Genomic DNA, 21442 nt, shown 5'->3' with positions numbered 1-21442 from the left:
GAAAGTCGCGCGGTACCTGGGGGAGCCCGGCTGCCCCGCCTGACGCCGCGCGTGTTAACGTGCGCCAACCTTCACTGCCTGACGTCTCCCCATGCCCTTCGCCGACAACCTGCTCGCCTTCACCCTCGCCGCCACCTTGCTTACCCTCACCCCAGGCCTGGACACCGCGCTGGTGCTGCGCACCGCCACCGTCGAGGGCAAGCAGCAAGCCGTGCGCGCCGCGCTGGGCATCAATGCCGGCTGCCTGCTGTGGGGCGCGGCGGTGGCCTTCGGCCTGGGCGCGCTGATCGCCGTGTCGGAGCTGGCCTACAACCTGCTCAAGTATTGCGGCGCGGCCTACCTGGCCTGGCTCGGCCTGAACATGCTGCTGCGGCCCCGCACCGCGCTGGCGCCCGCGCAAAGCGACGCCAAGCCTGGGGGCAACTGGTTTCTCAAGGGCCTGCTGGGCAACGCGCTCAACCCCAAGGTCGGGATCTTCTACGTGTCGTTCCTGCCGCAGTTCATCCCCCAGGGCCAGCCACTGGTGGCCTGGACCTTCGGCCTGGTCGGCATCCACGTGGTGCTGGGGCTGGCCTGGTCCAGCGCGCTGATCGGCGCCACCCAGCCGCTGGCCGGCCTGCTGCGGCGCGGCAAGGTGATCGAGTGGATGGACCGCAGCACCGGAGTGCTGTTCCTGTTGTTCGCCGCACGGCTGGCATTCAGCCGACGCTGAGGGGGCCACTCAGCCGGCGGCATAGCGTTGGCGCTTGATCCGGTACATGTCGCTGTCGGCGAAGCTCAGCAAGGTATCGGCATCGTCCCCGTCCTGCGGGTAGCAGGCCACGCCGATGCTGCACGAGGGCATCGGCAGCCCGGTGAATTCCGCGCCCAGCGGTTCGGCCATGGCCGCGAGGATTTGCTCCACCCTCTCGAACACCGCGGCCCGCGACGGCACCTCGGTCAGCAGCACGGTGAACTCGTCGCCACCGATACGCGCCACCGTGTCGCTCGCCCGCACGCAGGCCTCCAGCCGTCGCGCGACGGTGCACAGCACACGGTCGCCCATGGCGTGGCCGTGGGCGTCGTTGATGCCCTTGAAGTCGTTGATGTCGAGGAACAACAGCGCCAGGCTCGTGCCCTGGCGCCGTGCCGTGCGCAGGGCCGCGTCGAGACGGTCGTTGAACAACGAGCGGTTGGTCAGCCGGGTCAGCGAGTCATGGTGGGCGAGGAAGCGCAACTCCTCCTCGGCTTGGGCCAGGGCCGTGACGTTGCGCGCCACGCCGATCCGCGCACCGACTTCGTCAGACCAGAACGCCGACCAGAGGATGTGCACGATGCCGCCGTCCTTGCGCAGGTAGCGGTTGCGAAAGTCGAAGTGCGGTTGGCCGTTCATCACGCGGATGATCGAGGCGCGTGTGGCCGGCAGGTCGTCGGGGTGCATGTAGTCGGTGATCGGCGTGCCGATCAGCTCGTCGGCGCGATACCCGAGCAGCGCCTCGCAGGCGTCACTGACGAAGACGATCTGGTTGTCGCGGTCGACCACGAACACTGTGTCCAGCATCAGCTGGATCAGCTTCGGGTAGAGCGCTTTCAGGTCGACGGGCATAGGGCTCGGGCTTCCGGGTCGGGAAGTGGGCGCGGTCCGTCGCGGGGTGGGAGTGATGCGAAGGCAGCATACACAGGGGTTTGAGGGGGTGCCACCGGGGCGGCAAGAAAATGATCGATGAACCGCGAAACACCGCTCGCCCGTGCCTCAGCGGGACGGTAGCGGCGCTTGAAACCACTGCTAGACTCGAGAATGCGGCCAAATGCCATGATGCTGCGTCTCCTCGCCCACAGGTGTCGAGCATGAGCAAGGAAAGCCACCCGATCAGCTCGACCCGTCAGTAGACGTGACCGTCTCGAGGAGCAGCCATGACCACCGAAGAACTCTTGAAACGCTGGCACAGGAGCATCTGCCAGCATCAACTCGAACACGAACTGGCGTCACGCTTCTACGAGAAGCTCAACTGGAAGCTGGGGGTGCCGGTGGTCATCCTGTCGGCGGTGGTCGGCGCCTCCATCTTTGCCACGCTCAAGAACAGCGACTGGCTGTGGCTCAACATCACGGCGGGCTTTCTCAGCGTGCTTTCGGTCGTTTTGGCCTCCTTGCAGACATTCCTGGGTTTCGGTGATCGCGCCAGCGGCCACAAGACCGCCGCCGACCGTTTCGGCGAGCTGTCCAAGGAGCTTCAGCAAGTGAACGCGTGCGGGGTTGCGGACGGCGACCTGCACGCGTTCATCGACTCGATCAGGTCGCGCTGGGACGCCATCGCGCGTGAGGCGCCCACGCTCAGGAAATCAACGATCGAGGCGTTGGCGCAAGACCCTGAAGGCGTTGACCCGGTCGATCGGCGCAAGCTCGAAGCGGTCGCCTGAGGGGCCTGGAAACGGTGCGGCGCAGGGGCTTATCATGCCGGGGCCGAGCGCTTTGCGCCAAAGGCACGGGCATTGCCCGTAATCGCGGGGCAAGCCCGCCCCCACAGGGCCATCAGCGTTGCAGAGGATGGCGCTGCGCGCCCTCCCTCTGACGACGAGTGATGCAATGGATCTGAAGTTCAGCCACGTGGATGTCTTGGTCAACGACCTGCAGACGGCTTGCGCCTACTACGCCAAGGTGCTCGGCGCGCGGATCTCGCGCACCCAGGTGTGGGAACGCGGCGGCCTGCACGTGCACTACGCGGTCGCGCTGGTCGGCGAGGAGCGCTTCATGCTGGTCCAACCCCTGGCCGGCAACCTCAAGGAACTGCTCGACGCCCACGGCGAAGGCATGATCTACCGCCACTGCTACTCCACCCCGGACATCGAACGGGTCTATGACCAGTTGCTGGCCAACGGCGTGCAACCCGAGGACGAAAACGGCAACCCACTGGCGCGGGATAACCTGCAGACGCCCTCCGGCGGGCGGATCATCTGGCTGCCCAAGCGCTTCGGGCACTTCTCCATCGAGATCCTCGAAGCCAGTACGCTGGAGGCGTTCATCGCCGAGGTGTTCGACTGAGAGGTGGCTTTCGTAGAACCGCGCCAGAGCATTAATATCGGACACTCGACAGGCACCTGCAGCGTTGCAAATGCACGGCGCCATGCCGCTCTGGCAGGCCTGCAAGATCCTCTGGGTGCTGGAAATTGATGACGCACGAAGCACAACTGCAAACCTTGCTCGCCAGCGACCCTGTGCGCATGCGGATCCTACGCACCGTCCAGGGCCTGGCGCTGCCGGATTGCTGGGTGGCGGCAGGCTTCGTGCGCAGTCTGGTGTGGGACCACCTGCATCAACGCGACGGGTCCATGCTGCCTGAGGATATCGACGTCATCTGGTACGACACGGCACGGGCCGATGCGGCAACGGACGGCGCCCTGGAGGCTGAACTGTCGAGCCGGTACGGCGGTTTGAACTGGTCGGTGAAGAACCAGGCGCGGATGCATGTGCGTAATGCCGACAGGCCGTACACGTCGGCTGCCGATGCGATGACGCACTGGCCCGAAACCGCCACTGCCGTGGGGGTGCGGCTCGGTCGCGAGGGCCGGATGGAAATCTCGGCGCCCTTGGGCTTGGAAGACCTGTTCTCACTGACGGTGCGCTGCACCGCGCGATTCAAGGCCGAAAAGCAGGCCATCTTCCTGGAGCGTATTCAATCCAAGGCTTGGCGCGACCGATGGCCGAAGCTCATCTTCCCCGGCGAACCCTAGCCGGACAGCGAAACAGGGCTGCGCCTTCGCCCGCCTGTCGCGGAACACACCCAGCCCACAGGCCCGCCGCTCGGCCAGAACAGGCATCCCGATGTCGCCCTCGAAGAAGCCGTCCTTGCAGACCTCCGTTCTACTGCCCTGACAACCAGAAGCCGCGGCCACGACCGCGCCGCTCTCGCCCAGGCTGCCTATGACAAACGGAGAACATGCGCATGTCTGCACCCCATGAGGTATCCCCCGCCACGCTGTGCCGGGTAATCGCCGCCTCGGCGATCGGCAACTTCGTCGAATGGTTCGACTTCGCCGTCTACGGTTTCCTCGCCACGCTGATCGCCGCACAGTTCTTTGCCAGCTCCGACCCCAGCGTCGGCCTGCTCAAGACCTTCGCCGTGTTTGCCGTGGCCTTCGCCCTGCGCCCGCTGGGCGGCATCGTGTTCGGCGCGCTGGGCGACCGCCTGGGGCGCAAGCGCATTCTGTCGCTGACCATCCTGCTGATGGCGGGCGCCACCACGCTGATCGGCCTGCTGCCAACCTACGCCAGCATCGGCCTCGCGGCACCGGCGCTGCTGACCTTCGCCCGCTGCCTGCAGGGCTTCTCCGCCGGTGGCGAATACGCCGGGGCCTGCGCCTACCTGATGGAGCACGCGCCCAACGACAAGCGCGCCTTCTACGGCAGCTTCGTGCCGGTATCGACCTTCAGCGCCTTCGCCTGCGCGGCGGTGATCGCCTACGCCCTGGAAGCCAACCTGAGCAGCGAGGCGATGAACGCTTGGGGCTGGCGCGTGCCGTTCCTGATCGCCGCGCCTTTGGGCCTGGTCGGGCTCTACCTGCGCTGGCGCATGGAAGAGACCCCAGCATTCCGCCAGGCCATCGCCGAAGGCCGTCAGCACGAGCATTCACCGCTGATGGACACCCTGCGCCACCATGGCCGGGCGATCCGCAACCTGGGCGCGTTCATCTCGTTGACGGCGCTGTCGTTCTACATGTTCACCACCTACTTCGCCACCTACCTGCAACTGGTCGGCCATCTGGACCGCGCCGAGTCGCTGCTGGTGACCACCGTGGCGCTGCTGTTCGCCGCCGCCGGTTGTCCGCTGGCAGGGGCCTTCAGCGACCGTATCGGACGGAGGCGGACCATGGGTTTCGCCTGCCTGTGGATGATGTTGGCGGTGTTCCCGGCCTACTGGCTGGCCAGTTCGGGTTCGATGAGCGGAGCGTTGCTGGGGGTGATCCTGCTGGCGGTGGGGGCGCTGCTGTGCAATGTGGTCACCGCAGCGTTGCTGTCGGAGTGCTTCCCGACCCGCAGCCGCTATAGCGCCTCGGCGATTACCTACAACGTCGCCTACACCTTGTTCGGCGGTACCGCGCCGCTGGTGGCGACCTGGCTGATCGGGCAAACAGGCAGCAGCCTGGCGCCGGCGTTCTACCTGGTGGCGATTGCCTTGTTGGCGCTGGTGGGAGGGTTGGCATTGCCGGAGACGGCGCGGGTGTCGCTGCATGAGGAGCCGGCCAGCGGGAGCGCCGGTGCGGCAGTGTGATTGCCTGAATGTGGGCGGGCCCCGTCGATCTTGCAGGAGCGGGCTTGCCCCACGACAGGGCTCGCCCGCTCAACACGATTCAATCAGGCAAGCGCTGCATCCACCAGCACCTGCGCTTCCTGCACCAGGCGCTGCAGATGCGCCTCGTCGATGAAGCTCTCGGCGTAGATCTTGTAGATGTCCTCGGTGCCCGACGGCCGCGCGGCGAACCAGCCGTTGGCGGTCATCACCTTCAGGCCACCGATGGCCTGGCCGTTACCCGGCGCATGGCTGAGGATCTGCTCGATCGGCTCACCGGCAAGCTCGGTCGACTTGACCTGCTCCGGCGCCAGCTTGCCCAGCAGGGCCTTCTGCCGCGCGTCGGCCTTGGCCTCGACGCGGGTGGCGTAGGGCTTGCCCAACGCCGCGGTGAGGTCGGCGTAGGCCTGGCTCGGGTTGCGCCCGGTGCGGGCGGTCATCTCGGCGGCCAGCAGCGCCGGGATCAGGCCATCCTTGTCGGTGGCCCAGACGCTGCCGTCGCGGCGCAGGAACGAAGCCCCCGCGCTCTCCTCGCCACCAAAGCCCAGCGAGCCCTCGAACAAGCCCTGGGCGAAGTACTTGAAGCCCACCGGCACTTCGTAAAGCTCACGGCCCAGGCGCGCGGTAACGCGGTCGATCAGGCCGCTGCTGACCACGGTCTTGCCAACGGCGGCATCGCTGCGCCACTGCGGACGGTGGCGGAACAGGTAGTCGATGGCCACGGCCAGGTAGTTGTTCGGCTGCAGCAGGCCATCGGCGGTGACGATGCCATGGCGGTCGTGGTCCGGGTCACAGGCGAAGGCCACGTCGAAGCGCTCGCGCAGGCCGATCAGGCCCTGCATGGCGTGAGGCGAGGATGGGTCCATGCGGATCTGCCCATCCCAGTCGACGGTCATGAAACGGAAGGTCGGGTCGACCTCGGTGTTCACCACTTCCAGGTTGAGCTGGTAACGCTCGGCGATCGCCGACCAGTAACGCACGCCCGCGCCACCCAGCGGGTCGACGCCCAGGCGCAGATTGGCGCTGCGGATCACCTCGAAGTCGATGACGTTTTCCAGGTCGGCCACGTAGTTCGACACGTAGTCGTGGCGGTGGGTGGTGGCAGCCTTCAGCGCCTGGCTGTGGTCCATGCGCTTGACCCCCGCCAGGTTCGCCGCCAGCAGGTCGTTGGCCTTGGCCTCGATCCACTTGGTCACGTCGCTGTCGGCCGGGCCGCCGTTGGGCGGGTTGTACTTGAAGCCGCCGCTCTGCGGCGGGTTGTGCGACGGGGTTATGACGATGCCATCGGCCAGGCCTTGCTGGCGGCCACGGTTGTGGCAAAGGATGGCGTGGGACACCGCCGGGGTCGGGGTGTACTCATCGTCCTTGGACAGCATGACCTGCACGCCGTTGGCCGCCAGGACCTCCAGCGCGCTGGCGGCGGCCGGGGCCGACAGGGCGTGGGTGTCGGCGCCGATGAACAGTGGGCCGTCGATGCCCTTCTGCTGGCGGTACAGGCAGATGGCCTGGGTGATCGCCAGCACGTGGTATTCGTTGAAGCTCAGCTCGAACGAAGTGCCCCGGTGCCCGGAGGTGCCGAAGGCCACGCGCTGGGACGCTACCTGAGCGTTGGGACGGCCGGTGTAGTAGGCGGTCAACAAGCGGGGGATATCGACCAGCACGCTGGCCGGAGCCGGCTTGCCTGCCAAAGGACTGAGCGTCATGCAGAACCTCGAGTTCAACGGGATGTAGGTGTTGGAACGCGCAGTGTACTGGGAGTTGCAGCGCCGTGCGATGGGCTGGGTGGTGGTCTTGTCGGTAGTGGAAATTCAGTGCCGGCCCCATCGCGGGGCACAGACACCCACAGCCTCTATCCGCTGGCCACCCCCCACCAACTGGGAAACATCTGCCGCACCCGCGCCTCGGCGAAGCGCTCGTCGATCAGCAGCAACACGCCACGGTCCTGGTCACCTCGAATCACCCGACCGGCGGCCTGGATAACCTTGCGCACCCCCGGGTAGAGGTAGGCGTAGTCGAACCCGGCGCCGAACTGGCGGCCCAGGCGCTGCTTGAACTGCTCGTTGACCGGGTTGACCTGAGGCAGCCCGAGGGTGGCGACGAACGCGCCGATCAGGCGCGTTCCCGGCAGGTCGACCCCCTCGCCGAAGGCGCCGCCGAGCACGGCGAAACCAATGCCCTGCCCGTCCGCCACGAAGCGCGCGAGAAACGCCTCGCGTGCCGCCTCGTCCATGCCCGGGGCCTGGCACCAGTGCGCCACCCCCGGGTGCTGCTCGGCGAACAGCGCGGCCACCTGTTGCAGGTATTCGAAACTGCTGAAGAACGCCAGGTAATTGCCCGGCTGGCGCTGATACTGCTCGGCGATCAGCGCGACGATCGGCGCCAGCGACGCCTGGCGCTGCTGGTAGCGGGTCGAGACCTGGCTGACGATGCGCACCTGCAACTGCTCGGCGCGAAACGGCGCCGCCACCTCCAGCCACGCGGTGTCGGCGGGCATCCCCAGCAGGTCGGCGTAGAAGTGCCGCGGCCCCAGGGTCGCGGAGAACAGCGTGACGCTGCGCGCGGCGCTCATCCGTGGGCCCAGCAGGCGTGCCGGCACCACGTTGCGCAGGGTCAGGGTGGCCAGCTGGCGACGGCGCGGGCCATTGCGCAGGCTGATGTCGAACAGGAAGTGCTCATCGAACAGTTCGGCCACCCGGCTGAACTGCAAGGCCTGGAAGTAGAACTGCAACAGCGCCGGGTCCTGCTCGGCGGGGGCCTGCTCCAGGCGCTCCTGGATCAACCCGATGCAGTGTTGCAGGGCGCGCAGGAAGGTGTCGGGCAACGTGTCGCTGGCCTGGTACGGCGTCCGTTGCGCCTTGAACAACGCATTCCACTGGCGGTTAAGCCGCTCCAGCGCGCTACCCAGCCCCCTCGGCTTGGCCTGGCGCAAGCCAAGGAGTTGGCCCTGGTCGAGGCTTGCGCTGTACATGGCGCGGCCGCGCTCGACCAGGTTGTGCGCCTCGTCCACCAGCACCGCGACCCGCCACTGGTTGGCCTGGCCCAAGGCGAACAGCAAGGCGTGGGCATCGAAGTAGTAGTTGTAGTCGGCAACCACCACATCGACCCAACGGGCCATCTCCTGGCTCAGGTAATAGGGGCACACCCGGTGGGCCAAGGCAACTTCGCGCACGGCCGTGCGATCCAGCAGGGGCACCCGGGCCGCGGCCTCGCGGGCAGCCGGCAGGCGGTCGTAGAAGCCTTGGGCCAGGGGGCACGACTCGCCGTGGCAGGCACGTTCGGGGTATTCGCAGGCCTTGTCCCGTGCGATCAACTCCAAGGTGCGCAGCGCCGGCTGCGGGTTGGCGTCGGTGACTTGGCGCAGGGCATCCAGGGCCAGGGCACGGCCTGGGGTCTTGGCAGTGAGGAAGAACAGCTTGTCCAGTTGCTGCGGGACCATGGCCTTGAGCAGTGGGAACAACGTACCAAGGGTCTTGCCGATGCCAGTGCTGGCCTGGGCCATCAGGCAACGCCCGGTGCTGACCGCCTTGTACAAGGTTTCCGCCAGTTGCCGCTGGCCTTGGCGAAACGCCGGGTAGGGAAAGCTCAGGGCCTGCAAGCCAAGGTCGCGCTCGGCAAGCCGGCGCCCCTGCCCTTGCGCCCAGCCAAGGAACACCTGGCACTGGGCTTCGAAGAAGCCACGCAACGCGTCGGCGTCGTGCTGCTCGCTGAACAGCGTCTGGCGGTCGCTGTCGACGTCCAGGTACACCAGCGCCACCTCGATGCTCGCCAGCCCTCGCGCCTGGCACAGCAGCCAGGCATAGACCTTGGCCTGGGCCCAGTGCAGTTGCCGGTGGTTGGTCGGCTGGCGGCCCAGGTCGCCGCGGTGGGTCTTGATCTCCTCGAGGCGGTTGCACGCAGGGTCGTAGCCATCGGCGCGGCCACGCACGCGCAGCCCCTGGTATTCGCCCTCCAGCGCGACCTCGGCTTCATAACCGGGCCCGCGCCGCGCCACCACTCGGCGATGACCATCGATCCCCTCCATTGCGCTGGGCGACGGGGTGAAACGCAGGTCGAGGTCCCCAGCCTTGGCACTGAACTCGCACAGGGCGCGCACCGCGACGCTCTTGATCATGCCGCGGTCTCCGCGCGCCAGCGCACATGACAGACCGCCACTGGCAGGCCGTGCTGGCGGCAGAAGTCGAGCCAGCGCAGTTGGTTGTCCTGCAGACGGTCACCGGGGCCCTTGACCTCGACCATGCGGTAGCGCCCTTCTTCGGGCCAGAACTGGATAAGGTCGGGCATGCCGGCGCGGTTGTTGCGGATGTCCTGCAGCAAGCGCAGGAAGCACTGTTTCAAGTGCGCTGCCGGCAGGCATGCCAAGGCCTGGTCGAGCAGCTGTGCGCTGAGCGCCTGCCAAAATACGAACGGTGACTGCAGCCCCTGCTTGGCGACGAAGCACTGGCGCATCGCGGCGCGGTAGCTGCCGTCGTCGAGCCTGCCCAGGCAGGCGTCGAACAGCGCCGCGCGGCGTGGCTGGAAATCGTCATCGTGCAGGTCTTGCGGGCCGGCCTGGAACGGATGGAAGAACGCCCCCGGCAGGGGCGCGAAGATCGCCTCCCAGCACAACAGGCCGAACAGGCTGTTGAACAGCGTGTTTTCGACGTAATGCACCTCGCCACCGGCCTCGGCCAAGTGCTGGCGCACCGCCTCCTCCACCCCCAGCGCCGCGTGCTCGCGTGGCAATTCCAGCTCGATCAGCTCCAGTGGCGCGGCTGGCCGGCGGCGCTGAGGCGGCCCGCCAAGCTTGCGCGCCAGGCGTGGCAGCATGCGTTCCAGGGCCTGGGCCTCAAGGGGGTTGGCCGGGCACTGGGCCATCTGCAGGGCCAGGGCCTGGGCCTGGGCCCACTGCTCGCTGCGCTCGAACACGCGCACCCGCCGGATGCGGGCCTCGGGGTGCATGCAGCCCTCATACACGGCCAGGGCCAAGTCCCAGTCGCCCAGACGCTCGCATTGCTGCCCAAGGCTGAACAGCAGCCGCGAGCGACGCCGCGCCAACCAGGGGTTGTCGCTGTGCAGGCCCTGCAAGGTCGCCAGCACCTGTGCCGGCGCTTCCCCCTGCTCCAGACGCTCGGCGCAGGCATGCAAGGCCATGGCCAGGTCAACCTCGCTGCGCTCGCCCAACGCCCGGGAGTCGGCGCTGAACGGCACCTGTTCGTAACGAAACACCCCCAGGTCGGCCAGCACGAACTCCGACCAGTCCTGGTACAGGTTGCCGAAGAACAACAGGCGCAGACGGTCGCAGAGCGTTTGCAGGCGCCAGTGCACGATGCGCAGCGACGCGTCGGGGAACCACTCGGTCAAGGGCTGCTCGACCAGCTGCAAGGCCTGCAACTGCAGCACCAGCTCGGCCTTGGGCGCCCGGGGACGGCTCAACTGGCCGGCGAAACAGTGCGCCAGTTCGTCTTTGCGCAGCAGGCCGCACAGCGCTGCCACGCCCAGCCGCGGCTGGTCGCAGGCCCAACCCAGCGTCAGCAAAGGGCCGAGTGCCGCCACGGTGTCGCCAATCTCGGTGTAGGCAAGCCGGTCACTGCGAAACAGCTCGCCCTTGCGCATTACCATGCGCACCAGCAGTGCCTGGCTTGGTTGCGGCAACGAGGCGAACGCCTGCACGAACCCCAGCGCCTCTGGGTCGAGCAGGTCGGCGTAGCGTTGTTCGACCCAGGCCAGCACCTGGCGGAAGTTATGCAGGTAATAGAAAGGGTCGTCGACGGAATGGGCGATCACGGCAAGGCATCGGCAGCAGGTGAGTGCACTGGTTATACATACAGACCCGCTTCACTGGCAAGCGCCACGGACCGATGGTCAGCCCTGCGTCGTCGCGGTGAGCTGGCGCTGCAATACCTGCCCGAGTTGCTCGATCGCCCGTTGCAACTGCGCAGGCTCATCACCGCCCCAAGCCAGCAGCAGGTGTTGGTGATAGTGCCCGTGCAGACTGAACAGGTCACCGGGCGCGACCGCCAGTTCGCTGCCTGCCAGGGCGACCGCCACCTGGCGCACATCCACCGGGTGACGCACGCGACACCATAGGGCCCTGCCACCCACCGGGCGCTGGAAGATCAGATGGTCGCCCAACCGGCGCTCGACCTCCCGACACAACTGCCCCATGCGCGTGGCCAGCATGTCGCGTAGCGCTTGCAGCTGGCTGTCGACATCGCCACGGCCCAGCAGCAAGGCGACCGCCTGCTGGCGCAGCGGTGGCAAGACGAAGGCACGCCGGACGAAGGCTTCACGCACCGAGGGCTGGCGTCCCAACAGATAGGCGTAGGGCGCCTCGACGCCAACCACGCTTTCCAGCGAGCCCAGCACCAGCAGCCGCCGCGGATCGACCCCATCGCGCAGGCGCGCGCTGGGCGGCGCGGCGAAGCAGTGTTCGCTGTCGAGGTCGTTCTCCAGCAACCAGACGGCGTGCTGGTCGAGCAGGTGCTCGATCTTGCGCTGCTCGTGCACGGCCAGCAGCCGCCCGGTCGGCGAGGCCAGGCACGACGGCAGCAGCAACAGACGCACGGGTTCATGCAGCAACAGCCACTCCAGCACGTTCAGGTCCAGATAACCGTCCAGGGGCACTTCGAGCACCCGCACATCGGCCTGGCGCAGCCCCTGCAACAGACGCCAGCAGCAAGGCGTGGCCACCAACGCCGTGGCGCCCTGCAGCGCCAGTGCGCCCACCAGGGTGTGCAGCAAGGCCTGCACGTCACAGGCCAGGTGCACGTCGTCGGCATTCCAGCACTGGCTGGAAGAACGGGTATGACGCGCGGCAAGCACCTGGCGCAGCGACGCGCTGCCGGGTGCCCGATTGCTCGCCGGCAACCGCATGGCCTGGCGCGCCAGACGTCGCTCATGGGCCAGCAGCATGCGTTCCAACGCCGGTAACACCAGCGGGGGCAAGCTGAACGGTGAGCTAGCCGCGTGGGTGATCGGCTCGACATCGTGCGGGCACAGGCGCACGAAGTAACCGGAACGCGGCATCGAGGTCACCCGCCCCTCGTGTTCCAGCAGGGAATAGGCGTTCTGCACGGTGGCCAGCGACACCCGCAGGCGCCGCGACAGGTCGCGCAACGAAGGCAGGCGCCGGGCACCGCCCTGCCCGGCCTGGGCAATCAAGGTTTCCAGGTAACGATAGACCGCCTGGTAGGCGAACTCGCCGCGCGCCGAGCGCCCCATCAGATCGCCGTCCGGTCCTTCGCCTCGACGCACAAGGGCCGTTGCGCCAGCAAGCTCAGGCGCGAGTCACGCCGAGCCAATGCCTTGAGCAGTTGCAATGCCGGCTGCGCCACCCTGCCCAGGTACAGGGCACGCAGTTGCGCCAGGTTCAGGCCGCTGGTCTCGATCAACCAGCGCAGTACCGCTTCGGGGCAGGGTTTGCCTTGCAAGGCCCGGTGCAGGTAGGGCAAGGCCACGCGCATGTTCGGGTGGCAACGTTGCACGAAGTGCCCCAAGCCCCGACCACGGTCGACGAAGGGGGTGAACAGCAGGCAAACCAGTTGCGTGTCGCCGATGCCATAGCCCTGCTCGAACAGCGCCCGGGCCTGCTCCTGCCAAAGCTGCGAGCACAGCCCTTCGTCCTTGCCCTGCAGCAGTCGCGCACGCAGCGCTTGCAGGTGCGCGAGTGGCGTGGGGTCGAAGAAGGTCGCCAACGCCGCACCACCGCCCAAGGCCGTGTCGCTGTGCCCGAGCATCTGCAGCAGCCGCTCGCCCTCGTTGATGGGCTGCAACAGGTCATCGAGCGGGATCAGCCGCAGCGTGGGGGTATTTTCGCTCACCTGCGTGACCGGCTCGGGCCGCTCCAGTGGCGCCGCCGCCAGTGCGCGCAGGCGCCCCAGCGAGGCGCACAAGGTACCCACGCAGGGCTGTGCGCCATGCAGGCCACCATACCCGACCACCCGCAGGCTGGCTCGACTCCAGGCCAGAAAGCGTCGGCGTTGGCGCTCCGGCATGGCGGTTACCAATGCGCTGTCACCACCGTCCCAGGCCAATAACCGGCCGTAGGCATCGGCTAGCTCAAGGTGCAGGCGACTGCCGAGCAAGGCCTCGGGGCGCCCACCCGTGAGGTGACCGAACAGCAGCAGGGCTTCGCGCTCAGCGGGTGCGCAACCCTCGGTTTCATCGCCACGGACGGTGAACGGCAGCACCTGCCCGGCCTTGAGCATCAGCAGTTGCACCCGTGGGTCGTCATGCAGGAACAACGCACTGAAGGCCCGATCGTGCTCGCGCAATATCTCCTCACGCAACGCAGGCTGGCTACCGATCACGACGCGCAGGCGAAACGTCTCGGGGCCGCGCAAGGCGATGCTCAACTGCGCCGCCCGCAGGATGGCCAGCAACCGCGCGCTGCGTGGGTCGCTGCCGTGGAGCATCAGCAGGCGAAAGCCGCCGATGTACTCCAGCCCTCCGGCCGCCACCAATAGCCGCTGGACGAGCAATTGCACAGAGGCCCGCTGTGCCTGGGTCATATGATCCAGCAGGCGCTGTAGCACCTGCTGGTAGATATAGTGCATGGCCTGGTCGTGGATATTGCTCATAAAGTCACCCCGTCATCCAATACGGCAGTACAACGGTTCGCAAGGTGGCGAACATATTTAATAGCGACATCAAACTAGAGATAGTTCCTACAACTTATTAGTAAACTTTGAGTTGACGCTTTGCCGCCGTCAAACCACAAGCATCAACCTTCTACCGCCCGTGACATGACCTGCGTACTTGACGCCTCACGCCAATACCAAGCGCCCGCAAAAAACTGTCACAGGGCCATTATCAAGCGTTGCGAGATGAATAAAAGATACAGATCAAAGTAAAAAAACCATTCAGCTTAACAGCGAGGCCAACAAACCCTCTGGACATTTACGACTTGTCAAAGATTACGCTGCGCACGGCAAGTCCAGAATCAGGAAACAACATATATATCTGTCAGCGAGATAGTTTACTGGAGTAGGAAAAATCCGAAACTGCCCCTCATTGCCGCCAATCATATGTTCAGCCGCCACGGCAAACCCATAAAAAAACCGGGCCAGGCCCGGTTTTCCCATCACACTCGGCAGCGCTATCAACGCGGCCCCATGTCCAGCACCACGCGCCCGCCACAAGGACAGTCGTCCATGTGCCGGTGTGCCTCGACGACCTTCTCGAAGGGATACACCTTGATGATCTGTGGCGTCAGCAGCTTGTCGGCGGTGAACTGGTTGATATCGCGCAATGCGCGCTGCAGGGCGACCTGATCCTGGGCGATGCCCAGTTCCGGCTTGCCGGTGAAGTTGCCGATGCAGTGCACGTAGAACTGGATGTTCTTCTGGAATGCCGCGCACGCCGGGAACGGCGTCTGGTTGCCGCCTTGCAGCCCGTAAAGCACCAGGCTGCCGCGCGGCGCCAGCACATCGCCCAGCAGCGACATCTGCGGGCCGCCCATGCCATCGAGGACCATGTCGACGCCACGGCCATCGGTGTACTTGCCGATCTGCATCAGCAGGTCCTGCTCTTCGGTGACGATCACCTTGTCGGCACCCAGGCCCAGCAGGTATTCGCGCTGCTCCGGCTCCTTGGTGGCGGCGAACACCTTCAGGCCCAGCGCCTTGCCCAATTGCACGAAGGCAGGGCCCGCACAGTGGCTGGCATCGGTGACCAGCGCGCTCTGCCCGGCCTTGGCCCGCGCCAGGTCGACGTAGGCGAAATAGGCGATCAGCAGCGGCGTATAGTGCACGCTGGCCTCGACCGGCGTGAGGTTGTCGGGGTAACGGGTGATGGCCGAACGTGGCAGCACGATCACGTCACCATACACCGGATGCTCGTTGGGGCTGGTGGCCGGGAAGCTCGCGACCCGGTCGCCCACGGCGATATCGTCGACACCTTCGCCGACCGCCGTCACCACCCCGGCCATTTCATGGCCGATCCCCGCGGGCAGGTGAGCCTGTGATGGCGCCAGGTTCTGCCGCCAGAGCACGTCGTACCAGCTGATACCAATCGCCTCGACACGTACCTGGACCTCGCCCATCGCCGGGAACGGCTCAGCCTGCTCCTCGCAACGGAGCACATCGGCCGCGCCGAACTTGTGGAAACGGATCATGCGGGACATCGCATACCTCGCCTTTGTGAAACTCGTATTACCACGGACTTTATCCGGGCTTTGCACGTTAGACCATCAGTGGCTGTTAATAGTCGACATGCCTGTCATTGATTGGGCTCCTGGCAAATCCATGCATTGGCACCCGCAAACCCGTGCAGGGTAGCAGCCTTTGGCCTTAAGATTCACCTCTGCCCCACTTTAGGCGAAACGCATCGATGAACCGGAACGACCTGCGCCGCGTAGACCTCAACCTGCTGATCGTGTTCGAAACGCTCATGCACGAGCGCAGCGTGACCCGCGCCGCCGAGAAGCTGTTCCTCGGCCAACCGGCGATCAGCGCGGCGTTGTCGCGCCTGCGCAACCTGTTCGACGACCCGCTGTTCGTGCGCACCGGCCGCAGCATGGAGCCCTCCGCGCGCGCCCACGAGATCTTCGCGCTGCTGTCTCCGGCACTGGACTCGATCTCCACGGCGGTCAGCCGCGCCGCCGAGTTCGACCCGGCCACCAGTACCTCGGTGTTTCGCATCGGCCTGTCCGACGATGCCGAGTTCGCCCTGCTGCCGCAGTTGCTCAAGCGCATCCGTGCCGAAGCGCCGGGCATCGTCCTGGTGGTGCGGCGGGTCAACTACCTGCTGATGCCGACCCTGCTGGCCTCCGGTGAGATCTCGGTGGGGGTCAGCTACACCAGCGAGCTGCCGGCCAACGCCAAGCGCAAGGTGTTGCGCCGCAGCATGCCCAAGCTGCTGCGCGCCGACAGCGTGCCCGGCGCCATCACCCTCGATGACTTCTGCGCCCGCCCCCATGCATTGGTGTCGTTCGCCGGCGACCTCTCCGGCTTCATCGACGAAGCCCTCGACGAGATCGGCCGCAAGCGCCACGTGGTCCTGGCCGTGCCGCAGTTCAACGGCCTGGGCAGCCTGCTGGCCGGCACCGACATCGTCGCCACCGTGCCCGACTACACCGCCGACGCCCTTACCGCCGGCGGCGGCCTGCGGGCCGAGGACTTGCCGATCGAGGTGCGCAGCTTCGAGCTGCACATGGCATGGCGAGGGGCGCAGGACAACGACCCGGCGGAGCGCTGGTTGCGGTCGCGGATACAGATGTTCTTCGGCGACCCCGATAGCTTGTAACCCTGTTCCGCCGAAGGCGACGCCGAACCATGCGCAGCGGGGCTCGGCGGCGCCATCCCGAGCGCCGCCGCTCATGCCAGTTGGATGAACACCGCATAAGCACCGAGGATCACCCAGAACCCCAGGAATATCCACGGCGTACGCAGCGAGAACAACAACGACTTGCGGTGCCCGGCCTGCGATGTTTCCGCCTCGCTGAACAGCGGCGATTCGTCATAGGCCAGCCCCATCAACGGCTCGCTGCGCAGCAGATGGCTCTGTTTCAACTGCCAATGCTCGATGATCTTGTATGCGGCGCGAATACCGGGCCAGGCATTGAGTGAACTCAACACGCCCAACAAGGCGAGAAAGGGCGGAACGACCAGGGTGAACATCTCGCCCCAGCTCTGATTGAGGTTGCCCATCGAAGACACGAAGGCAATCACCAGGAACGACTGCGCGGCAAGGTAGGCGTCGGTTCGGTTGGCGAGAATGCTGGTCTCGTACTGGATTTCACCGCGATAGAAATCCAGTCGTTCCTTTGGTGAGCCGAACATGCGGGCGTTATGCTCGCTGATTTCGTGCTCAGGCGTGGCGGGAGTGATGATTCGCGGCATGCTGTGCGCCTTTTTCTCAATGCTTGTGCCGGCCCTCTTCGCGCGCAGCTTTCTGCGCGGTCGAATCATGCGAAGTACCACCGGAGCCATCCGGGCGTCGAGCGTCGTTGTCACGTTCCTGCTCACCCGTCGTCCTGGCCTGGTCGACGGCCTTGTCCTTCTCTGATTGCGTCATGGCTGCCGCTACCCCTTGCTGTGTTCCGGTGACGAAGGCCCGGTGCCGCGCTTGATGCCTCGCGGCCCCAGGACACCCCAGATGGCCAGGCCGACGAGGGGCAGCGCCAGCAGCAGCACTGCCCACAGCGCCTTCGTCACGTCGGCCTTGTCGCTGCGGAACACGCTGACGATCGCCCATAGATCGACCAATAGGATGATCGCCGCCACGGCGATCCAGAAATACGTTACAGGCTCACTCATGGCCGCCCTCTCCTCTGCTCGGTAGAGAGCCGCGCTTACATCACGGCCCCGTTACTAGAGTGAAGCCATCGCGCCTGACAAAGTTCATGCGCTGTTGCCCGGCCAGGATGAGTGGTTCGTGTGAGTTCAAAGTCCCTACGCACAGCCCGCGCCACTCTTCGATAATGTCTTCACATCTCCCGATTCCCACGACCGTGACCCTTTCCTCGCCGTCGACGGATGCCGCCCTGTGCGCTGGTCATCCGCGTTGAACCTTCCCGCTTGCGGCCCATTCAACTGCTGGCAACCGTGATTTTTCCAGCCCCTGAGAGGTGCCTCATGAATGCGATCGAACTGCTGATCCAGGACCATCAACTGGTGAAGAAACTACTTGAAGAACTGTCCTCGACCACCGAGCGCGCGGTGAAAAGGCGCGCCGAACTGCTTGCGCGGATCAAGCAGGAGGTCAGCATCCACACGGCTCTGGAGGAAGAGATCCTGTACCCGGCGATCAAGCAGGCGGGCGGCAAGGAAGAAGCGAAGATGTACTACGAAGCCAAGGAAGAACACCGTACCGTCGACTCGCTGGTCATTCCCGATCTGTTGCACACCGAAACCGGAACCGTGGAATTTGCCGGTCGAGTCAAGGTGATGAAGGAGTTGCTGGAACACCACATCGAGGAGGAGGAAAGCGAACTCTTCCCGACTGCCCGCAAGCTGCTGGGCAAGCAGGAACTGGAAGCGATGGGACAAGCCATGGAAGCGCAGAAAAAACTGCTCAAGGGCGAGCAACGAGCAGCGTGACCCTCGCCTGCGCGCCCTCTCCGGGCGCGCAGGCGAGGGCTTGAGCGGCTCAGCGGCACGGACGAGGCCCAGCGCGCATAGGTTTCGGGACGGTGGGGCCGGTAGAACGAACTGTTGATTTCCACCGCCTTGAAGCGGGCCGCGTAGCGCTGCAGATGGCTGCCGGAATGCGTAAAAGCATCGGCGTACTGGCGGGACAGGCTCCAACCTGCGCAACCGAGATAAATCATCAAAGCACTCCATCGTCACTCACACCTAAGCGGGTTCAGTCGCCGGCCAGCTCGACACTGAATGCCTCACCCTCGCCCGCGACACGTCTGGCATACCCCACACCCCATACCAGCGCCCGGCTCATCGTTTCACCGGCGCGCTGAGCGTGGATTTGCTCGCACACGACCGAGCCGTCAGCGCGATAGACACCGATGAACAACTGGGTTGCGCCGGTTCGCGACAAGCGCGTCTGCACGTCGAGGCAGGTGCCAGTGCCGAGGGTTTCCTCATGGGTTTGATGGTGCAGGATCGGGTCGCGCCACTGTCTGTAGGTTTCACCTCGTCTTTTCATCTGCCTGCCCTCTGCGCCCTTGTCAGCGGTAGATCACCTGCCGCGCGCCATCACTCCAAATCAAACGACAACATCGGACAGCCGGCCTGGCTATCGAAGTGTGTTTGTGAAATCCGATCGACCTGTGGAGCTCTCTGGACGTCCTAGAAAAGAACCTTGGCAAAATCAATCGAGAAAACCCAGAGGTGAGGCACTCATGAACGACCGCATCATCGCTCTTTTCACCGACACCACCGTATTCGGTATTTCCATCCTCAATATGTTGCTGGCGCTGACCGTCGCCATCGTGACCTTCCTGGTCTGCCGCGCGGCAATCAGTTTCCTGCTGCACCGGGTACGGCGTTGGTCCGAACACGATGGCCCATTGAGCCAGGTGCTGGCCAAGGTACTGTCCGGCACCAGCAACTTCCTGCTGTTCCTCGCCTCCTTGCTGGTGGGCCTGAGCGTGCTCGACCTGCCCGAGCGCTGGCTGACCCGGGTCAGCAGCCTGTGGTTCGTGGTCGCGGCCCTGCAGATCGGCCTGTGGGCCAACCGCGCCATCGGCCTGGGCCTGAGCCGCTACTTCGCTCGCCAGCGCAGCGACAGCCTGAACCAGGGCAGCGCGCTGGCCACCCTGTCCGCCTGGGGCGCGCGGGTACTGCTGTGGTCCGTGGTGCTGCTGGCGATGCTGTCGAACCTGGGGGTGAACATCACCGCCTTCGTCGCCAGCCTCGGCGTGGGTGGCATCGCGGTGGCGCTGGCCGTGCAGAACATCCTCGGCGACCTGTTCGCTTCGTTATCGATCGCCGTGGACAAGCCGTTCGAGGTCGGCGACTTCATCGTCATCGGGCCGCTGGCCGGGGCCGTCGAGCATGTCGGCCTCAAGACCACACGCATTCGCAGCCTCGGCGGCGAACAGATCGTCATGGCCAACGCCAGCATGATCAGCAGCACCATCCAGAACTACAAGCGCCTGCAGGAACGCCGCATCGTGTTCGAATTTGGGCTGTCCTATGACACGCCCACCGAGGCCGTGAAGAAAGCGCCCGGCATCGTCGAGGAAGCCATCAAGGCTCAGGAGCTGGTGCGCTTCGACCGCGCCCACCTGCGCGGGTTCGGCAAGGAGGCGCTGGAGTTCGAATGCGTCTACATCGTCAAGGACCCCGGCTACAACCTGTACATGGACATCCAGCAGGCGATCAACTTCAAGCTGCTCGAACGGTTCTCGAAAATCGGCGCCAAGTTCGCCGTGCCGGTGCGTGCGATCAAGGTCACGGCATTGCCGCAAGAAGCCGGCGTGCACGGCCTGGGTCGCGAAGGCATGGGCATCAGAGGGGCGTGACAGCTTGAGGCGGTCCTCGCACGGGGTGATGAGTCAGTACAGGGCAAAGATGCGCTGAACCAACCGCCGCTGGATTGCGTCCACCGCAAATGAACAAGCGAGTCGACTCTCCAATGGCAAGCGAATCTGTGTTGGCCACGCTCGGCTATCTCAAGGACCACCAGTTGATTCTGACCACCGCAGAGTCGTGCACGGCTGGATGCATGGTGGCGTTGTTGGCGGCGGTGCCCGGTACCGGAGAGGTGCTGGAGAGTGCTTATGTTGTCTACTCACCCAGTGCGAAGAAACGTCTGCTAGGGGTAAGCGCCGAAACCATCGAGCGCTACGGCCTCACCAGCGAGGCGGTCGCGTGGGAAATGGCCTTGGGGGCATTGAGAGACAGCGGCGCCAACGTGGTGATTGCCACCACGGGCGTCGCCGGGCCTGATTCCGAATCCGGGGTGCCACCCGGCACGCTGTGCTTTGCCTGGGCGTTTGCCGGCGAGCCTGGCGCCGTCTTCACGCGCACCCAACGCTTCTTTGGCGAACGTGAGCAAGTCATGCGTCAAGGTGCGTTGTTCGGACTGACCCGGCTTTCTCACTATCACCAGCGCTGGCTTAGAAACGAGCGCGCCTGAGGGCGAGTGATCATGGCGGAAGACAATGACTGTCCAGGATTGCACAGGCTTCGTCAGGTGCCTGCCGAACGGCATGCCTTCAGCAAACCCTCACTGCGCGCCGAGCGCGGCGAGGTTGCAATACTGACCTTTGAAATACAGCAGTGGCTGTGCCGCAGCAGTGTCGTGCAGGTTCAACGCTTTCACCTCACCAATCACGATCAGGTGATCACCCGCAGCGTGTTCGGCGTGGATCTCGCAATCAAGCCAGTGCAGGCTGCCGGCAATGATCGGATTACCCAATGGCGACACCTGCCACTCGACCCCCTGCCACTTGTCCGTGCCCCGACGCGCGAACTGGTTGGAAATCTCCATTTGCTCACCCGACAGGATATTGACTGCAAAGCGACCTGCCTGGCGAATCCGTGGGTAACTCGCCGAGCTGGACATGACGCTGAACGACACCAGCGGCGGGCTCATCGACACGCTGTAGAACGACTGGCACGTGAAGCCAACCGGCTCGCCCTCCATGTGGGAGGTGATCACCGTGATCCCGGAGGCGTAGTGCCCGAGCGCTTGGCGAAAGCGTAAGGGTTCGATGGCAGTGCTCGGAAACGACATAGTAGGTCCTAGGTATGGGCTGCAGCTCAACAGTGTTCGGGGAGTCCGAAGCGAAACAC

The 21442-nt window shown here is 65.3% G+C and carries 21 protein-coding genes and 1 pseudogene; 9 read left to right on the top strand and 13 right to left on the bottom strand.

The genetic code is table 11. The features are described 5' to 3' along the window. The first annotated feature begins 91 nt into the window (after nucleotides 1-91). The gene (locus P0Y43_RS02225; protein ID WP_275635664.1) at nucleotides 92-712 is read left to right on the top strand and encodes a LysE family translocator; all 621 of its coding nucleotides are present in this window, start codon (nucleotides 92-94) and stop codon (nucleotides 710-712) included. Between the two features lie 9 nt (nucleotides 713-721). On the opposite strand, the gene P0Y43_RS02220 is transcribed toward P0Y43_RS02225, so the two are convergent. Next, nucleotides 722-1585, bottom strand: a complete 864-nt coding sequence (locus P0Y43_RS02220) for a GGDEF domain-containing protein (RefSeq protein WP_275635663.1) — start codon at nucleotides 1583-1585, stop codon at nucleotides 722-724. Between the two features lie 308 nt (nucleotides 1586-1893). Here P0Y43_RS02220 and P0Y43_RS02215 point away from each other — a divergent pair, with 308 nt between their 5' ends. The 4 genes from P0Y43_RS02215 (at nucleotide 1894) to P0Y43_RS02200 (ending at nucleotide 5246) form a co-directional block, all read left to right on the top strand. Next, a complete protein-coding gene (locus P0Y43_RS02215; RefSeq protein WP_275635662.1) occupies nucleotides 1894-2397 on the top strand; it encodes an SLATT domain-containing protein in 504 nt (167 codons plus the stop codon). Between the two features lie 166 nt (nucleotides 2398-2563). Further along, nucleotides 2564-3019, top strand: a complete 456-nt coding sequence (locus P0Y43_RS02210) for a VOC family protein (protein ID WP_275635661.1) — start codon at nucleotides 2564-2566, stop codon at nucleotides 3017-3019. A 128-nt stretch (nucleotides 3020-3147) separates the two neighbouring features. Beyond that, nucleotides 3148-3708, top strand: coding sequence for a nucleotidyltransferase family protein (locus P0Y43_RS02205; RefSeq protein ID WP_275635660.1), 561 nt, complete (start codon nucleotides 3148-3150; stop codon nucleotides 3706-3708). Between the two features lie 212 nt (nucleotides 3709-3920). Continuing rightward, complete coding sequence (locus P0Y43_RS02200) at nucleotides 3921-5246, top strand: MFS transporter (RefSeq protein ID WP_275635659.1); 1326 nt, start codon at nucleotides 3921-3923, stop codon at nucleotides 5244-5246. A gap of 83 nt (nucleotides 5247-5329) precedes the next feature. Here the strand turns inward: P0Y43_RS02200 and pgm are convergent, their stop codons facing one another. From pgm to P0Y43_RS02170, 6 genes are all read right to left on the bottom strand, one after another. Beyond that, nucleotides 5330-6967 carry a phosphoglucomutase (alpha-D-glucose-1,6-bisphosphate-dependent) gene (gene pgm, locus P0Y43_RS02195; protein ID WP_275635658.1) on the bottom strand — a complete coding sequence of 546 codons (1638 nt, stop codon included), beginning with the start codon at nucleotides 6965-6967 and terminating at the stop codon, nucleotides 5330-5332. Between the two features lie 146 nt (nucleotides 6968-7113). Beyond that, the gene (locus P0Y43_RS02190; protein ID WP_275635657.1) at nucleotides 7114-9375 is read right to left on the bottom strand and encodes an ATP-dependent DNA helicase; all 2262 of its coding nucleotides are present in this window, start codon (nucleotides 9373-9375) and stop codon (nucleotides 7114-7116) included. After that, nucleotides 9372-11027, bottom strand: a complete 1656-nt coding sequence (locus P0Y43_RS02185) for a VRR-NUC domain-containing protein (RefSeq protein ID WP_275635656.1) — start codon at nucleotides 11025-11027, stop codon at nucleotides 9372-9374. The genes P0Y43_RS02190 and P0Y43_RS02185 overlap by 4 nt, the downstream gene beginning before the upstream one ends. A gap of 78 nt (nucleotides 11028-11105) precedes the next feature. Next, a complete protein-coding gene (locus tag P0Y43_RS02180) occupies nucleotides 11106-12464 on the bottom strand; it encodes a PLP-dependent aminotransferase family protein (RefSeq protein WP_275635655.1) in 1359 nt (452 codons plus the stop codon). Continuing rightward, nucleotides 12464-13822, bottom strand: a complete 1359-nt coding sequence (locus P0Y43_RS02175; RefSeq protein WP_275635654.1) for a hypothetical protein — start codon at nucleotides 13820-13822, stop codon at nucleotides 12464-12466. The genes P0Y43_RS02180 and P0Y43_RS02175 overlap by 1 nt, the downstream gene beginning before the upstream one ends. Nucleotides 13823-14343: 521 nt before the next feature. Then, nucleotides 14344-15366, bottom strand: a complete 1023-nt coding sequence (locus P0Y43_RS02170; RefSeq protein WP_275635653.1) for a zinc-dependent alcohol dehydrogenase family protein — start codon at nucleotides 15364-15366, stop codon at nucleotides 14344-14346. A 206-nt stretch (nucleotides 15367-15572) separates the two neighbouring features. Here P0Y43_RS02170 and P0Y43_RS02165 point away from each other — a divergent pair, with 206 nt between their 5' ends. Beyond that, nucleotides 15573-16487: a LysR family transcriptional regulator gene (locus P0Y43_RS02165; protein WP_275635652.1), complete on the top strand. Its 915-nt coding sequence runs from the start codon at nucleotides 15573-15575 to the stop codon at nucleotides 16485-16487. Between the two features lie 71 nt (nucleotides 16488-16558). Here the strand turns inward: P0Y43_RS02165 and P0Y43_RS02160 are convergent, their stop codons facing one another. From P0Y43_RS02160 to P0Y43_RS02150, 3 genes are read right to left on the bottom strand one after another with little or no spacing between them, the layout of a single operon-like run. Continuing rightward, nucleotides 16559-17083, bottom strand: coding sequence for a hypothetical protein (locus tag P0Y43_RS02160; RefSeq protein WP_275635651.1), 525 nt, complete (start codon nucleotides 17081-17083; stop codon nucleotides 16559-16561). 16 nt (nucleotides 17084-17099) lie between these two features. Next, nucleotides 17100-17258, bottom strand: coding sequence for a hypothetical protein (locus P0Y43_RS02155; RefSeq protein WP_275635650.1), 159 nt, complete (start codon nucleotides 17256-17258; stop codon nucleotides 17100-17102). Nucleotides 17259-17266: 8 nt separating this feature from the next. Next, nucleotides 17267-17500 (bottom strand): PLDc N-terminal domain-containing protein, encoded by a 234-nt coding sequence (locus P0Y43_RS02150; protein ID WP_275635649.1) that lies wholly within the window; start codon nucleotides 17498-17500, stop codon nucleotides 17267-17269. Between the two features lie 318 nt (nucleotides 17501-17818). Here P0Y43_RS02150 and P0Y43_RS02145 point away from each other — a divergent pair, with 318 nt between their 5' ends. Next, nucleotides 17819-18283 (top strand): hemerythrin domain-containing protein, encoded by a 465-nt coding sequence (locus P0Y43_RS02145; protein ID WP_275635648.1) that lies wholly within the window; start codon nucleotides 17819-17821, stop codon nucleotides 18281-18283. Between the two features lie 53 nt (nucleotides 18284-18336). On the opposite strand, the pseudogene P0Y43_RS02140 reads toward P0Y43_RS02145, so the two are convergent. Next, nucleotides 18337-18513: pseudogene (locus P0Y43_RS02140) on the bottom strand (DUF72 domain-containing protein); the annotation flags it as partial. 35 nt (nucleotides 18514-18548) lie between these two features. Beyond that, nucleotides 18549-18845 carry a hypothetical protein gene (locus tag P0Y43_RS02135; protein ID WP_275635647.1) on the bottom strand — a complete coding sequence of 99 codons (297 nt, stop codon included), beginning with the start codon at nucleotides 18843-18845 and terminating at the stop codon, nucleotides 18549-18551. Nucleotides 18846-19041: 196 nt separating this feature from the next. Between P0Y43_RS02135 and P0Y43_RS02130 the strand changes: the two genes are divergently transcribed. Both P0Y43_RS02130 and P0Y43_RS02125 read left to right on the top strand, forming a co-directional pair. Beyond that, nucleotides 19042-20166 carry a mechanosensitive ion channel family protein gene (locus P0Y43_RS02130; protein ID WP_275635646.1) on the top strand — a complete coding sequence of 375 codons (1125 nt, stop codon included), beginning with the start codon at nucleotides 19042-19044 and terminating at the stop codon, nucleotides 20164-20166. A gap of 113 nt (nucleotides 20167-20279) precedes the next feature. Then, a complete protein-coding gene (locus P0Y43_RS02125; protein WP_275635809.1) occupies nucleotides 20280-20783 on the top strand; it encodes a CinA family protein in 504 nt (167 codons plus the stop codon). Nucleotides 20784-20873: 90 nt separating this feature from the next. On the opposite strand, the gene P0Y43_RS02120 is transcribed toward P0Y43_RS02125, so the two are convergent. Next, entirely contained in the window at nucleotides 20874-21383 is a 510-nt protein-coding gene (locus P0Y43_RS02120; RefSeq protein WP_275635645.1) for a flavin reductase family protein, read from the bottom strand. Between the last annotated feature and the right edge of the window lie 59 nt (nucleotides 21384-21442).

This window comes from Pseudomonas entomophila (genome assembly GCF_029193575.1).
GTDB classification, from domain to species: Bacteria; Pseudomonadota; Gammaproteobacteria; order Pseudomonadales; family Pseudomonadaceae; genus Aquipseudomonas; species Aquipseudomonas entomophila_G.
This window is presented reverse-complemented; position numbering and strand designations above follow the sequence as displayed.

Excerpts from the sequence above, each read along its gene's own strand:
- P0Y43_RS02210 (WP_275635661.1), top strand. The coding sequence starts at position 2,564 with ATGGATCTGAAGTTCAGCCACGTGGATGTCTTGGTCAACGACCTGCAG.
- P0Y43_RS02175 (WP_275635654.1), bottom strand. The coding sequence starts at position 13,822 with ATGAGCAATATCCACGACCAGGCCATGCACTATATCTACCAGCAGGTG.
- P0Y43_RS02180 (WP_275635655.1), bottom strand. The coding sequence starts at position 12,464 with ATGGGGCGCTCGGCGCGCGGCGAGTTCGCCTACCAGGCGGTCTATCGT.
- P0Y43_RS02165 (WP_275635652.1), top strand. The coding sequence starts at position 15,573 with ATGAACCGGAACGACCTGCGCCGCGTAGACCTCAACCTGCTGATCGTG.
- P0Y43_RS02155 (WP_275635650.1), bottom strand. The coding sequence starts at position 17,258 with ATGACGCAATCAGAGAAGGACAAGGCCGTCGACCAGGCCAGGACGACG.
- P0Y43_RS02215 (WP_275635662.1), top strand. The coding sequence starts at position 1,894 with ATGACCACCGAAGAACTCTTGAAACGCTGGCACAGGAGCATCTGCCAG.
- P0Y43_RS02120 (WP_275635645.1), bottom strand. The coding sequence starts at position 21,383 with ATGTCGTTTCCGAGCACTGCCATCGAACCCTTACGCTTTCGCCAAGCG.
- P0Y43_RS02205 (WP_275635660.1), top strand. The coding sequence starts at position 3,148 with ATGACGCACGAAGCACAACTGCAAACCTTGCTCGCCAGCGACCCTGTG.
- P0Y43_RS02170 (WP_275635653.1), bottom strand. The coding sequence starts at position 15,366 with ATGTCCCGCATGATCCGTTTCCACAAGTTCGGCGCGGCCGATGTGCTC.
- P0Y43_RS02200 (WP_275635659.1), top strand. The coding sequence starts at position 3,921 with ATGTCTGCACCCCATGAGGTATCCCCCGCCACGCTGTGCCGGGTAATC.
- P0Y43_RS02135 (WP_275635647.1), bottom strand. The coding sequence starts at position 18,845 with ATGAAAAGACGAGGTGAAACCTACAGACAGTGGCGCGACCCGATCCTG.
- P0Y43_RS02190 (WP_275635657.1), bottom strand. The coding sequence starts at position 9,375 with ATGATCAAGAGCGTCGCGGTGCGCGCCCTGTGCGAGTTCAGTGCCAAG.
- P0Y43_RS02130 (WP_275635646.1), top strand. The coding sequence starts at position 19,042 with ATGAACGACCGCATCATCGCTCTTTTCACCGACACCACCGTATTCGGT.
- P0Y43_RS02160 (WP_275635651.1), bottom strand. The coding sequence starts at position 17,083 with ATGCCGCGAATCATCACTCCCGCCACGCCTGAGCACGAAATCAGCGAG.
- P0Y43_RS02220 (WP_275635663.1), bottom strand. The coding sequence starts at position 1,585 with ATGCCCGTCGACCTGAAAGCGCTCTACCCGAAGCTGATCCAGCTGATG.
- P0Y43_RS02145 (WP_275635648.1), top strand. The coding sequence starts at position 17,819 with ATGAATGCGATCGAACTGCTGATCCAGGACCATCAACTGGTGAAGAAA.
- P0Y43_RS02150 (WP_275635649.1), bottom strand. The coding sequence starts at position 17,500 with ATGAGTGAGCCTGTAACGTATTTCTGGATCGCCGTGGCGGCGATCATC.
- P0Y43_RS02225 (WP_275635664.1), top strand. The coding sequence starts at position 92 with ATGCCCTTCGCCGACAACCTGCTCGCCTTCACCCTCGCCGCCACCTTG.
- P0Y43_RS02125 (WP_275635809.1), top strand. The coding sequence starts at position 20,280 with ATGGCAAGCGAATCTGTGTTGGCCACGCTCGGCTATCTCAAGGACCAC.
- pgm (WP_275635658.1), bottom strand. The coding sequence starts at position 6,967 with ATGACGCTCAGTCCTTTGGCAGGCAAGCCGGCTCCGGCCAGCGTGCTG.